Genomic DNA, 13,616 nt, shown 5'->3' with positions numbered 1-13,616 from the left:
AGGATAGGGGAATAATACCATAAAACGACATAAATCGACAATAAGCTGTAAATCCATACCTAAGGCCAAGGAATTATACGAGTGAAAGTAAATACGATTGAATCCAAATGTGCTTATATTCCGTAACAGTGGTAAACTATGGTCAGAACGACACATTAATGAACCTAGGAGGGAATAGAGAGCATGAACGCATTTGAACTACATAATCCAACTAAGCTTGTTTTTGGGGCTGGTAAGGTTAGTCAATTAGGTGGACTAGTTAAACCGTACGGCAAGCGGATCTTGCTCGTCTATGGCGGAGGAAGTATTAAGAGCTCGGGGCTTTACGATGACGTGTTGGAGCAGCTAAGTAAAATTGGTGCAACCGTCCATGAGCTTTCCGGTATTGAACCCAATCCGCGCCTTTCTACGGTCAACAAGGGAATCGAGATTTGTCGCAAGGAGAAGGTTGAATTCGTACTCGCTGTTGGAGGCGGAAGTGTTCTTGATGCAGCTAAGGCGATTGCGGCAGGGGCTCTCTACGATGGGGATATGTGGGACTTCACGGTTCACAAGGCGATTATACAAGAGGCACTTCCTATTGGAACGGTACTGACTCTTGCGGCTACCGGGTCGGAAATGAACGGTAATGCCGTCATCTCGAATTGGGAGACCAAACAGAAGCGTGGACTGGGCAGCAAGCTCATCTATCCGCAATTCTCAATTCTTGATCCCAAGCTGACCTATACGGTGCCTGTTAATCAGACGATTAACGGAATTGTTGATATCATGTCGCATGTGTTTGAGCAATATTTCAGTTTAACGACAGACATTCCATTGCAGGAAAGATTCGCGGAATCAATTCTACTCACAGTCATCGAGAACGGTGAGAAGGCAATTGCCGACGGCTCTGACTACGATGCGCGAGCTAATCTACTTCTTGCGGGTACCTATGCCTTGAATGGGACTTTGCCAAACGGTGTAACAACCGACTGGGCAACTCATGGCATTGAGCATGAAGTAAGTGCGATCTACGACATCGCGCATGGTGCAGGATTGTCGATTATTTTTCCGAATTGGATGAAGTTTGTATATAAAGAGCGTGTAAGCAAGTTCGTGCAATATGCAGTACGGGTATGGAATGTTGATCCAGCAGGTAAGAGTGACGATGAAATCGCGTTAGCGGGTATAGAGGCGACCCGCGCTTACTTTACGCGTATTGGATCACCTGCGACACTAGGGGAACTCGGTATTAATGACGAGCAACTGGATCGGATGGCCGAGGAAGCGACTCAATTCGGCCCGATTGGCACCTTCAAGCAGCTGAACAAGGATGATGTATTGAGCATCCTGACGGCGAGCCTGTAAGAAGGTGAAGAAGTCCCGTCTAGAGCATATGTGTGCTCTAGAAGGGGCTTTTTGACGATTCAGACCTAATAAGATTCGCTCCCCTTTTCAGAATCGTCTCAGACATGAACGTTCCCCGCCATCCCTAAGGACGGTGGCAGCCGTTTATGCTTGTACAATAAAGTCGGAAGAAACGGAGAGGTTCAGATGACCCTAACACTTGATGAAGTCATGACTCAGCTAGAAGAAATGGGAACGGAACAAACGAAGAAGACATTCCTCCGTCACGGTGCACAGGAGCCTTTGTTTGGTGTTCTTGTTGGGGATATGAAGAAGCTGGTTAAGGACGTGAAGAAGAACCAGGAAGTTGCGAATGCGCTCTATGCAACTGGAAATAGTGATGCCATGTATTTGGCGGGCTTGACCGTGAACCCGAAGACCATAACGAAAGAGACGCTGCAGGAGTGGGTGAAGCTTGCTTATTGGTATATGATCTCTGAGTATACGGTGGCCAAAGTTGCCGCGGAAAGCCCTTATGCTATTGAGTTAGCTAGAGAGTGGATCGAATCTCCTCATGAGCAAATCGCGACATGCGGGTGGAGCACTTACGGGAATTATATAACCATCACACCGGATGAGCAGTTGGATATGGCGGAGATCAGTGTTCTATTGCGTCGGGTTGAGGAGGCCGTTCATGAGGAGCGGAATCGTGTACGCTATAACATGAACAACTTTGTTATTATCGTAGGCTCTTATGTTCCTTTGCTTCATGAAGAGGCGGCTAGAGTTGCAGAGATGATTGGCAAAGTGCAGGTGAATGTCGGTCAGACAGCGTGCAAAGTTCCTCTAGCATCGGAATATATTGAGAAGATTGTTAAAATGGGACGTGTCGGTAAGAAGAAAAAAACATGCATTTGCTAACGGATATAGGAGGATAAGCCGATCTTCTTCATCATGGGAATACAACATAACCTAGCCATTATTGGAAGGTTTGCTGCATACATTCTAGTAGATAGACGAGTTCAAATTTATTTGAATGCGGAGGATGTTGTATGAGGCAAAAATATATGAATTCCCCAATGATGTACGCGTTCGGAATGCTTGCGATGATGATTCCAAGCCAAGCCTTCAGCTCCTTTTACAGTTACTATTACGTGGATAAGCTAGGGCTTGGCATCGGCTTGGCGACGTTAGCTCGCACGATTTTTCTGATTTGGGATGCCGTTAACCAGCCGTTATTCGGTTATTGGTCCGACCGGACGAAAACCAAATACGGGCGAAGGCGTCCGTGGATATTTGGTGCAATTCCGTTATTCATGCTAACATTCATCATGGTTTTTTCTCCTCCGCAAGGCTTGTCTGAGATGGGATTGTTCACATGGTTCCTCATTGCACTTGTGCTGTACGAGGCGGTGGCAACCGTCATTTGGGTCAACTATGGCGCTCTTTTCCCTGAGCTGTTCAAGGGGAATCGCCTACGGGCCAAAGCATCTGCTGTCCAACAAGGCTATCAGATTGTCGCTCTACTGATCGGTGCATCTCTTACTCCGGTGTTGTTCGATGCAATGGGCTTTAGCAACATGGCGATTGTTTATGCACTGGTTTTTGCAGTGTTAATGCTCATCTTTTTAAGAAACGTTAAAGAAGACGAAGAAGCGAGTAAATTGCCTCAGCTAGGTCTCAAGGAGGCATTCCGGGAAACGTTTAAGAACAGGACATTTTTGATTTTTAATATCGCGAATTCATTCGCTCAAACGGTTAATGGTCTACTTAGCTCTATGATCCCCTTTTACGCCAAATATGTGCTCAAAATTCCAGAGGCTCAGAACGCAGTTCTACTCGGCGCTATCTTCGTCTCTGTCATTCCTCTTGTTGGAGTGTGGTTCTGGATTATTCGTAAAATGGATCCCGTCAAAGGCTGGAGATTATCGCTTGCCGCCTATGCGCTTTCCGTTATTCCCTTGTGGTTTGGAACAAGCCTCTTATCGGGAATACTTGCTGGTGTACTTGTGGGCTTCGGATTAGCGGGATTCCTTGTTACGCCTGCTGTTGTAAGCGGAATCATTATTGATCGGGACTCCGAAAAAACAGGCAGCAGACGGGAAGGTATCTATACGGCGGTTAGTGGATTCATTACACGTTCTAGTGGTTTGATTTCCGCGGTTGCTTTTCTTATCGTGGGTCTTATATTCGGCTACGAGAGTGGAGACAACCCAGGGCCTGACCCGGAGTCGACCTTCAAGTATCTGATTAGTGTTGTTCCATTTGGTTTACTTATCATATCGATTATCGTATCCCTCTTCGTGAGATTAGAGAGGAAGTCTGAGGATGAGTCCTAAGCATCTAATTATCAATTGCGACGATTTCGGGCAAAGCCCTCCGATGAACAAAGCGATTATGCATTTACTTGAAGAACGTAAGGTGTCATCGGCGACGATGATGGCTCCGGCTCCTGGCTTCGAGGAAGCTGCTGATTGGTGTAGGCGAAGAGGGCAAGCGAATATTGGTCTTCATCTGACACTTACGAGCGAGTTTGATGCGATTCGCTGGAAGAGCCTGACCGATCATCCTTCGCTTCACGATGAGAGTGGCTATATGCATAAGTCGGTCGAGGAGTTTGAGAACAAGGCCGACACGAGTGCAGTCATGAAGGAGCTCACCGCCCAATATGAGGCAGTCCAGCGATTAGGAATTCAACTTACCCATGCGGATAATCATATGGGCAGTCTGTATGGGATGGCTACTGGAAGAAGCCATATTCCGCAGGTGCTTAGGCAATGCTCGAAGTGGAATTTACCTTTCCGTTTGTTTCGCAAAGTCCATCCTGCAGACCCGCTGCTTTCCTCGATAGCAGGTGTGGAGCGTATTGTGGCCAAAGCATCATCGCTTGCAGGTGTGCTGGGGGTAGCTATTCCGGATTATTTGTTATCGCACCCTTTTCATATTCAGGAAGGTGAGACTTACGAGCGGTTTAAGCAATCTATGATTGCGAAAATGTATGACCTGCCAGAAGGGATTAGTGAAACATACATTCATCCTGCTGTCCAAGACGAACAGATGTTAGAGAGAGTCCCTCATTGGGAGAAAAGGGTGTGGGAATACCAACTGATGCTGGATGAGGATTTCTCTTATGCGATTAAAGATGCTGGAGTCATCCTTACCAATTATGATTACATCCGTAAGTATGGTCGAGCGTCGAAAGTGCGCTCCGCACTCACTTTAGCTCGGGAGCTGCTCAGAAAATAGATAGCCCGATATCCCCAAGGGACTGCCGAAAGTAGGCGTACCTTGGTTTTTTTTATGTCATGCCCCTCGCATAATATTGCCATCATGTGGAAAAATTAGAACGGTTGATATGGCACATCTGTGCAAATAATCGTTTAGAGGAGATAGACATCATGTTTGCAACGAGAAGAATTTCCCTTGCGTTGGGTATGTTAACCCTTCTAATGATGCTAGTTAGTCCTGCAGCTGCTACGGCAAAGCCTGCGACTTCTCTCAAAGCAGCTTTCGTAAGAGGTGGGGATCTGTGGATTCAAACAAACAGTGGTGAACAACAATTAACTAAGGGTGAATACATAAGAAATCCGAAATGGTCATTTGATGGGGAGTGGATTGCTTATACAAGAGGACAGGAGGAACGGGAAGTATGGATTTGGCATATCTCGACTGGACAGAGCCATCTAGTATCGAAGGAAGGCGGTGGCAACTTCCAATGGTCGCCAGAGCATAATCGTCTCGCCTTCCTAGTTGAACAGAAGCTGTATTGGATCAAGGTGGATCATCCGGATAAACCAACTGAAGTCTCACGAGGCCTCGGCAATTATTCCTGGCTGCCGGACGGAAATGGGTTTATTGCATCGTCTGCTGCCGAGCTACTACCTGAAGGATGGACACCGGTTAGCATCGTTGAAATACCACTGAGGGGGGAAATCGAACATAACCAAGCGAAGACGCTTTATGAGCTTCCAGGGCAATCTGACGATAACTTTGTCGTTGGAACGAGTGTGTTCAAGTTCTCTGCAACTGGGAAGTGGATCGCATTCTTTGTGACACCTACCGCTTCGTTATCGGCGGATAGCAATACGCTATGTATTTTGTCATCGGACGGGGCATTTTTTAAGAGGATTGATCTGATGGTCCACAATAGTGATTGGTTTGCTTGGGCAGATCGGGGAGACAAGCTTGCTTATATCGGAGGCGTGGGGAGAGAGGCTACGAGTAACAAACAGCTTAAGGTGCTCGAGTTTCCTTCTGGGAAGCCGGTCTCCTATACGCCAGGTGGTTACGTAGATCAGAACTTCACATGGGAAGGGGAGCAGCATATCGTGGTTTCCAGAGCAGCGGAGTGGAAGGGAGCAGGACAACCAGGACAATCGGCAACGAAGCCGCTCCCTAATCTGGTAGAGATTAAGCTGCAAGGACCTCGGTTTAAGCCGTTGACTCAGCCGCCTAAGCAGTTTGGTGATTTTAATCCGCAATTCCTTCCGTCTGTGCATCAGCTTGCCTGGGTTAGATCTGATCGAAACAAATCAGATGTCTTAATATCAGGTCAAGGCGGCAAGCATCCCTCCGTCTGGATCAAGAACATCGATCTTGGAGCTGATTTCTATGAGCAGTGGAGATGGAGTAGCGTGCTAAATTTTTATGGGCGCTAGTGGATAAAAATGAGATTTTGGGAATAGTAAAAGCTGTGGCAAAATGATCAAACCCTAAAGGAGATGTTTACGAAGATGGAATATGGAAGTGGGAGCCACGGCTCTCAGCACTCGAAAAAGAGGATTGTATCGTTAGCAGGGAAATTACTCGGGATTGCGATACTTACCATCGCCCTTTTGGTAAGCATGCCTAAGCTGAGCTCAGCAGTGGGCAAAGGCGCGAATGGACCAGATGTTTTTGTTATCCAAGGAATGTTGGTGTCGATTGGAAGTTATTCCGGACCGATCAGTGGTTACTATGATAACGCAACGGTTCGAGGGGTCAAATATTTTCAGAAAAAGCATGCACTACCCGTTACAGGGAACGTAGACAAACGGACGTTTTCATCGCTTGTGTATGTGTATAGTAAGCAAAAATATGGGGTTTGGGGCGGCGGCCAAGGCGGAAAAGGCCAAGGCGGCGGCCAAGGTCGGGGTGGCGGCGCAGGTCAAGGTGGTGGCGGTGCAGGTCAAGGCGGTGGTGCGGGTATCGGTGGTGGCCAAGGCGAAGGCGGCGGTGCAGGCATTGGGGGTGGACAAGGTCAAGGTGGCGGAACAGGTATTGGCGGTGGACAAGGTCAAGGCGGCGGAACTGGCATTGGCGGTGGCCAAGGCGAAGGTGGCGGAACAGGTATTGGCGGTGGACAAGGCCAAGGTGGCGGAACAGGTCAAGGGATAGAGGAAGAGCAAGAGCATCATGGGAAGATGAAACAAGAAGAGCATGGAAAGATGAAAGAAGAAGAGCACGGGAAGATCAAGCAAGAGGAGAAAGGCAAGATCAAGCTAGAAGAACAAGGGGAAGTTAAGCAAGAAGAACAAGGTAAAGTTAAAGAAGAAAAAGGCAACGGTAACCAAGGCTATGGCGGAGGCACTGGCGGTAATCAGCCGCCTTCAGCCACCCCGGAAAGCTCCAAGGGGCACGGGTACGGTAGCCAAGATTAAGAACTCTGAACTACGCTAGTAAGCTCAGAACAAACGCTTCGTCTCCTCGGGGACGAAGCGTTTTTGTACACGCCTTTATTCACGATTGGATTTCTGATTGAAATCGGTATACGATGAACGATAGTATTCATTTTATAAGTCGGATATCGCTGTGAAAAGAGGGAATTCAAATGTGGATAGCAATTATAATTTTAGCTGGAATCGTAATTTTGGGCTATTTAGTCGTGAGATATTATCCAACGTTAGGGGGACAAGCAACACAAGAGAGTAAACACCGGATGAACCAATCTCCTAATCGGGTAAGGGGCAAATTTGTTAATCAAATTCCAACATCTATGGATATGAATCTGGGATCGATGATGAAAGTACTTATCGATTTTGTAAGAGGCAATCCCAAAGGAAAGCCAAACGAGCCTATACAAGTCGTCCCACTGACTCCCCAACAGCTTCATGCCAATGAACACACAAAGGTTACATGGTTTGGTCATTCGGCGTTATGGCTACAGATTGAAGGTAAAACGATCTTCATAGACCCGATGTTAGGGATAGCGCCTTCCCCATTTCCTGTATTCGGAGGGAAACGTTACAGCAGACAATTACCGATTGAAATTGATCATATTCCATCCATTGACGTGGTGCTGTTATCGCATGATCATTACGATCATCTAGATTATGGCTCTATTAAGAAGCTGAAAGATAAAGTCAGAAGGTTTATCGTCCCGCTTGGCGTCGGTGCACACTTAGTAAGATGGGGTGTTGATCCCGCTAAGATCAGTGAGCATGATTGGTGGGAGGAGATCGAGTTTGAGGGGCTTAAGCTGGCAAGTGCACCGGCACGCCATTTCTCGGGCAGGAGCATCGGAGATCGTAATACGACGTTATGGTGCTCATGGGTAATCGAAGGCGAGCAGTCCAAAGTGTTCTTTAGCGGGGACAGCGGTTATGGCCCTCATTTCAAGGAAATCGGAGAAAAATACGGGCCATTCGATCTCACCATGATGGAATGCGGTCAATATGACACGCGTTGGTCGGCGATCCATATGCTTCCGGAAGAAACGGTTCAAGCACATATCGATGTCAAAGGAAAAGTAATGATTCCGATTCACTGGGGTGCTTTTACGCTTGCGTTGCATGACTGGACAGATCCGGTCGAACGCGCGGCGAGTGCTGCACAACAACGTAATACCGTTATTGCTACACCTAGAATTGGAGAGGTCGTTAGAGTCGGTTCCCCGGCAGTCCCTTCGCTGGCTTGGTGGCGGTAATCTCGCATAGAAAATAACACCTTTGATCCCCTTTTACGTGCTATCTAAGCATGGTATGGGGGATTTTTGTTTGCCGGAAATATAGCCGAAAAAAAGAGAAAAGAAATGAATTTTACATCATTTCTAACGAAGGCGTTCCCTAGTAACCTTATATCTATGATGAAAGACGGATGCATCTTAGTAACGCATCAGGATAAGGAGAGGGTCACGTTGAGGAACTTGTCGCTCCGCACCAAGGAGCATATGTGGTGGGTCGGTTTTATCGCGCCTGCTTTTCTAATTTACACCGTTATTTTTCTTGGACCTGTCATCTCAAGCTTCTATTACAGTATGACGAACTGGAACGGCTTTACGAAGACGATGGATTTCATCGGGTTTAGTAACTATGCGCATATGTTTACGGATCCTACCTTCATGAAGGCGATGCGCAATACGTTTGTTTTTGCAGGGCTTATTGTCATCTTCCAGAATGGGCTTGCTATTCCACTTGCACTAGCACTCGACTCCAAGATCAAGACGAAGTCGCTGCTAAAGGTGGTCTTCTTCGCACCAGCCATTCTGAGCCCACTGGTCGTTGGCTATACGTGGCTGTATATTTACGAGCCGGAAGGCATGCTTAATATGCTCCTGAGAGCTATTGGGCTCGGTGGATGGGAACAAACCTGGCTGGGAGATCCGAAGTTCGCATTGTACGCTATCGTAGTCATGGTGTTATGGCAGTATGTGGGTTACTCCATGATTATTTTCCTAGCAAATTTGCAAACGATTCCTGGTGACTTGTACGAAGCGGCGGATATCGACGGCGCGGGAGGCTATCGGAAATTTCGATACATCACTTTTCCATTGCTTGCCCCCTCCATGACGATCAATGTCGTGTTGGCCAGTATCGGATCTTTGAAAGCGTTTGATATCATCTATGTGACAACGAAAGGCGGACCCTTCCAAGCTACGGAGACGATTACGACGCTGCTCTTCACGACGGCGTTCAAGAAGGATAACTTCGGCTACGGGACGTCGATGGGCGTCATTATGTTCTTAATTATTTTCCTCATATCCGTCGTTCAAATCTTACTGCTTAGAAGGAGAGAGGTGGGAGAGTCATGAGAGCGAAATCGTCGGGTCTCTATGTCGTAGAAGCGGTCACAATCGCAGTGGCCATCGTATTCTTCATTCCGTTCTATTTTATTCTGTCGATGACGTTTAAGACGCCGGAGGAAATGGCGGGATTCCCGCTGTCGCTTCCCTCCTCCTTGCACTTCGGGAATTATGTGGAGACGTGGGAGCTCATGCGCTTTACGCAAGTGCTTGGCAATACGCTGCTTATTACCGCGTTAACTGTACTGGTGTTGATCGTCATTGGTTCACTAGCATCTTATCCTCTTGCTAGAAAAACAGGCAGCGTATATTATTTGGTTTATATTTACTTTATAGCGGGCATTATGGTGCCCTTCCAACTTGCGATGGTTCCGCTATACAAATTTGTAAATACGTTGCATCTAGTCAATACATATCACGGCGCGGTGCTTATTTATACGGCGATCAACTTGCCCTTTGCTATATTTCTGTTCACTGGTTTCTTGAAGTCGACACCTAAAGAATTGGAGGAAGCGGCTTGGATCGATGGTTGCTCGAAAATTCGTGCGTACTGGGTGGCTGTGTTTCCGATCATTAAACCAGCCACGGCTACAGTAGCTGTTCTCACTTCTCTAAGTACGTGGAATGATTTCATTATTCCGATGTTGTTCCTGCAAGGCGAGGCAAGACGAACGATTACGATTCAGCTGTATATGTTCGTAGGGGAGCATGTCACAAATTGGTCCCTGCTGTTTCCCGGCATGGTTCTATCCGTAGTGCCCCTTCTGATTGCGTATCTTTTCTTGCAAAAATATATTATTAAAGGCATAGCGGCAGGCTCGGTTAAAGGGTAACGCACAACAACTAGATAGGGAGCCGTTAACTATGAAGCTACGGGTAGTCCCATTTCGTAATTGGAATTTGAATTCGAAGCTGATATCGGTATATTCGCTGACGATATTCATTCCTGTCATTATCGTGACGTTATTAGGCTTTAACCGCTACAACGACAACTTGAAGGTGAAGGTCGGGGAATATGGTCTTAATCTGACGGATCAAGTGAGCAAGAACCTGGACACTTATATCCAGCAGATTGACCGATTGTCCCTGACCTTCTATCTGGACGTGTGGGAGAACCTGAGCTTGAATCCTGATCGCAGCAATCCGAAGGATTTGTTCATGGAGAAGGTATCGATCGATCGCGCCCTACGAAGTATTATGGTCGTCATTCCTTTTTCCGACGTTCTCGGTGCTTACTGGATCAATGATGGGGAAGTGCTCTATTCTCAGTATGGTAATGGAGAATGGATCGATCATAGCGATTTTGAGAAACAAGACTGGTACAGGGATTCGTTGGCGAAGGACGGAAAAGGCGTGCTCGTTTCCCCGTATCCCTTGCAGAACGACAGTGGTCAATACATATTCTCTTACGCAAGAAGTATTGTAAATGTCAAAAATCGGCAGTCCTATGGGGTGCTGCTTTTTGACATTTCCATGGACGGGTTACGGGACCTGGTCGGCAATATGAAAAGCAAATCCGCAGGAACGATGATTATTCTCGATGATAAGGATAAAGTCGTTTATCACCCTGATGACTCGCTGAGGCGCAGTCATTTTCCGCTTAAGGCGACACAACCGTATGGATATTATACGGATGATATCGACGGCAAGGAGACGATGATTCATTATGTTCGTTCTTCCGTTACAGGATGGACGGTCGTGAATGCGATCGAGGTAAATCAGCTTTCGGATGAGCTTAGTATTTTGCGGAACCTGCTTTTCTCCTATACGGGAGTTATGCTGCTCGTATCTACCATTCTGTTCGCTTTGCTATCCTTTACGATTATTAAACCTCTTAAAGAAATGAAAAGGTTGATGCGTCGCGTGGAGGTTGGGGATTACGAAGTTCAATTCCAGGTGCGATCTAGTGATGAGGTGAATCGTCTTGGACATAGTTTTAACGTCATGGTCTTCCAGATCAGAGAGCTCGTAAATAAAGTGTTGAAGATGAAAATCTATCAGCAGCAAGCAGAGGTACAGGTTCTGCGCAGTCAGATCAACCCTCATTTCCTCTATAACACGTTGGAATCGATCCATATGAAAGCGGAGATTAATAGCGATTACGAAGTGGCTGATATGGTAGCTTCGCTAGGTAAGCTATTCCGACTGTCGCTTCGACAGACGGCGGAACGGATTCCGTTGTTCAAGGAATTGGAGTATGTCAACGTATTTATGGGTCTTCAAACCGTACGGTTTCCTAAGATGGAATACATCGTCGATGTCGCCCCTGAGCTGATGCGGATGGAAATTTTGCCGTGGATCGTTCAGCCGCTCGTCGAGAACGCGATCATCCACGGGCTAACCCCGATGAAGGGAGAAGGGTGGATTCGGGTGTCGGCTAAGAGGATTGAGGAAGATATTATCATCGAAGTCGCCGACAGTGGCATCGGTCTCAGTGAAAGCAGGATGACGTGGCTTATTTCGACTCTAAAAGCGCAGGAATCTGATGAAACAGGAGATCACATCGGGGTAAATAACGTTCATAGGAGAATTCAGCATTATTACGGACAAGGTTACGGGCTGCGAATAGAAAATCGTCCAGATGGCGGGACGAACGCTGAAATTCGGCTGCGGACGATGAAGGGGGCGGAAGGCGATGCCTAAGCTGTTAATTGTGGACGACGAGGAGACGATCCGTGCCGGATTGACGAGCATGGTGAACAGGCTTCTCCCCCATTGGGAAGTCATTGGAAGCTGCGAGGACGCGGAACAAGCATGGGAGCAAGTGAAATCTTGCTCCCCAGATTTGGCGATCATCGACATCGGTATGACCGGGATGAGTGGCTTGGAATTTGCGCTGAGGTTAAACAAGGAGAAGCCCGAGGTTAACAAGATCATGCTGACGGGATACGATAAATTCTCGTATATTCAAACGGCGCTGCGAGCGGGAGTGACCGATTATCTACTCAAGCCCGTCCAACGGGACGAACTGGTAGATGCTTTCGGGAAAGTGGAGGAGCTGCTCGCCGAGCGCGATCGGCAGTCGAGGCTGCGGCTAGAGAAGACAGTGTCGGAGTGGACGATTAACCAGAAGGTCGGGAGCATGAGTTTGCTAGAGCAATTGTTGGATGCTGAAGGGCTGCTTGATGAGGATGTTCGTTACGGGGTTATCCTCAGATTTCAATGCGATATTGATCGGGAAACAGCGGATCAGAAGACAGTGCTACCTAATGCCTACTGGATGGCTCATTATAAGGAGACGCATAAGGGTATTCTCAAGACTGTGGATGTGTCTTTGTCAAACGTCTGCGAGATGACATTCGTTGCGGGACGTGATTTAACTACGCTTATGGCGTGGCTGGAATGTAGGGAACAAGAAGTAGACAGAAAATCCGTCCAATTGGCGCCTATTGGATATGGCGAGCTAGTGGACGATCTAAGGCTTCTGCCTTCGGCATTCCGTCAGGCGCAGGAGATGATGTACCGGAATGTGCAGCCCTTAGAAGAGTTTATTCCAGAGGAAGAAGCAGAGCGTATAAATCGACTTATTGTTGCAATTGAAATGAATGATCTTAAATTAGTGAATCATCTACTGGAGCTATGGCAGCGGGACTTAAGGCAAGCGAGGGAGCATCATCCGGTATGGGAGTTTGCACGCCTCTTCCGTTTTGTAGCCTTCTTCGTCGGTTTGCAGGCCTCAAGAACACCATCCGCATTGCTCACGGGGATGAACGCAGATATTACCCGACTTTCGGGACGCTTGCTGTTCACAGGGGATCCAGTCACGTTGTTGTCCACCATCGACCAATTTATCGAGAATGTCGCCCTTATTAAGCCAGATAGCTTCGATGAGCGGAAAATTATAAGCAAGGTAAAGGAAATGATGCGGAGAGAGTATGGGAATCCGGACTTTTCCCTCGAACAGGCGGCCTTGTTCGTTCATCTGAATCCCACTTATCTGAGTGAACTGTTCAAGGATACGACGGGCCGCAAATTCATTGATTACCTGACGGATATTCGGCTAGATGAAGCCCGCAGGTTGTTGCTTGATACAGATCTAAAGATGTACGAGGTATGTTTATCCGTCGGATACACGAGCTCGAAATATTTTAGCACCTTATTTAGGAAGAAATTCGATGTAACTCCGACGATGTACAGGGACGGACCCGGTATGGAAACAGACCGTGCATAACCTTCCGGCATTGTGGTCAGTGCTGCCTATAGGATGGTTTTTTGGGATTCGGTTCGTTTTTTTAGGTAGGGTTGAGAGGCTTACTTCTACTGATCATAAGGTTCCGAAAATAAGAGAAGA

At 47.3% G+C, this 13,616-nt stretch carries 11 protein-coding genes; all 11 read left to right on the top strand.

Annotation, left to right across the window (positions count from 1 at the left end; translation table 11 throughout):
* Nucleotides 1-183: 183 nt before the first annotated feature.
* On the top strand, nt 184-1,347 hold the full coding sequence (locus M1K58_RS13165) for an iron-containing alcohol dehydrogenase (protein ID WP_256759316.1): 1,164 nt from the start codon (nt 184-186) through the stop codon (nt 1,345-1,347).
* A 186-nt stretch (nt 1,348-1,533) separates the two neighbouring features.
* A complete protein-coding gene (locus tag M1K58_RS13160; RefSeq protein ID WP_256759315.1) occupies nt 1,534-2,247 on the top strand; it encodes a DNA alkylation repair protein in 714 nt (237 codons plus the stop codon).
* Nucleotides 2,248-2,378: 131 nt separating this feature from the next.
* Nucleotides 2,379-3,665 (top strand): MFS transporter, encoded by a 1,287-nt coding sequence (locus tag M1K58_RS13155; RefSeq protein WP_256759314.1) that lies wholly within the window; start codon nt 2,379-2,381, stop codon nt 3,663-3,665.
* Nucleotides 3,655-4,572 (top strand): polysaccharide deacetylase family protein, encoded by a 918-nt coding sequence (locus tag M1K58_RS13150; protein ID WP_256759313.1) that lies wholly within the window; start codon nt 3,655-3,657, stop codon nt 4,570-4,572. Before M1K58_RS13155 ends, M1K58_RS13150 begins: the two co-directional genes overlap by 11 nt.
* Before the next feature lie 152 nt (nt 4,573-4,724).
* Nucleotides 4,725-5,984, top strand: a complete 1,260-nt coding sequence (locus M1K58_RS13145; RefSeq protein ID WP_256759312.1) for a TolB family protein — start codon at nt 4,725-4,727, stop codon at nt 5,982-5,984.
* 75 nt (nt 5,985-6,059) lie between these two features.
* Nucleotides 6,060-6,965 (top strand): peptidoglycan-binding domain-containing protein, encoded by a 906-nt coding sequence (locus tag M1K58_RS29475; RefSeq protein WP_306220386.1) that lies wholly within the window; start codon nt 6,060-6,062, stop codon nt 6,963-6,965.
* 170 nt (nt 6,966-7,135) lie between these two features.
* The gene (locus tag M1K58_RS13130; protein WP_256759311.1) at nt 7,136-8,230 is read left to right on the top strand and encodes an MBL fold metallo-hydrolase; all 1,095 of its coding nucleotides are present in this window, start codon (nt 7,136-7,138) and stop codon (nt 8,228-8,230) included.
* Between the two features lie 210 nt (nt 8,231-8,440).
* Entirely contained in the window at nt 8,441-9,334 is an 894-nt protein-coding gene (locus tag M1K58_RS13125; protein ID WP_256759310.1) for a carbohydrate ABC transporter permease, read from the top strand.
* Nucleotides 9,331-10,158, top strand: a complete 828-nt coding sequence (locus M1K58_RS13120; protein ID WP_256759309.1) for a carbohydrate ABC transporter permease — start codon at nt 9,331-9,333, stop codon at nt 10,156-10,158. Before M1K58_RS13125 ends, M1K58_RS13120 begins: the two co-directional genes overlap by 4 nt.
* A gap of 31 nt (nt 10,159-10,189) precedes the next feature.
* Complete coding sequence (locus M1K58_RS13115; protein WP_256759308.1) at nt 10,190-11,968, top strand: sensor histidine kinase; 1,779 nt, start codon at nt 10,190-10,192, stop codon at nt 11,966-11,968.
* Nucleotides 11,961-13,496 carry a response regulator gene (locus M1K58_RS13110; RefSeq protein WP_256759307.1) on the top strand — a complete coding sequence of 512 codons (1,536 nt, stop codon included), beginning with the start codon at nt 11,961-11,963 and terminating at the stop codon, nt 13,494-13,496. The genes M1K58_RS13115 and M1K58_RS13110 overlap by 8 nt, the downstream gene beginning before the upstream one ends.
* Nucleotides 13,497-13,616 lie beyond the last annotated feature (120 nt).

The organism is Cohnella sp. WQ 127256, assembly GCF_024519285.1.
Taxonomy (GTDB): domain Bacteria; phylum Bacillota; class Bacilli; order Paenibacillales; family Paenibacillaceae; genus Cohnella.
Note: the sequence above shows the minus strand (reverse complement) of the source record. Positions and strands in the feature narration are given on the sequence as shown.

Excerpts from the sequence above, each read along its gene's own strand:
- M1K58_RS13165 (WP_256759316.1), top strand. The coding sequence starts at position 184 with ATGAACGCATTTGAACTACATAATCCAACTAAGCTTGTTTTTGGGGCT.
- M1K58_RS13160 (WP_256759315.1), top strand. The coding sequence starts at position 1,534 with ATGACCCTAACACTTGATGAAGTCATGACTCAGCTAGAAGAAATGGGA.
- M1K58_RS13155 (WP_256759314.1), top strand. The coding sequence starts at position 2,379 with ATGAGGCAAAAATATATGAATTCCCCAATGATGTACGCGTTCGGAATG.
- M1K58_RS13150 (WP_256759313.1), top strand. The coding sequence starts at position 3,655 with ATGAGTCCTAAGCATCTAATTATCAATTGCGACGATTTCGGGCAAAGC.
- M1K58_RS13145 (WP_256759312.1), top strand. The coding sequence starts at position 4,725 with ATGTTTGCAACGAGAAGAATTTCCCTTGCGTTGGGTATGTTAACCCTT.
- M1K58_RS29475 (WP_306220386.1), top strand. The coding sequence starts at position 6,060 with ATGGAATATGGAAGTGGGAGCCACGGCTCTCAGCACTCGAAAAAGAGG.
- M1K58_RS13130 (WP_256759311.1), top strand. The coding sequence starts at position 7,136 with ATGTGGATAGCAATTATAATTTTAGCTGGAATCGTAATTTTGGGCTAT.
- M1K58_RS13120 (WP_256759309.1), top strand. The coding sequence starts at position 9,331 with ATGAGAGCGAAATCGTCGGGTCTCTATGTCGTAGAAGCGGTCACAATC.
- M1K58_RS13115 (WP_256759308.1), top strand. The coding sequence starts at position 10,190 with ATGAAGCTACGGGTAGTCCCATTTCGTAATTGGAATTTGAATTCGAAG.
- M1K58_RS13110 (WP_256759307.1), top strand. The coding sequence starts at position 11,961 with ATGCCTAAGCTGTTAATTGTGGACGACGAGGAGACGATCCGTGCCGGA.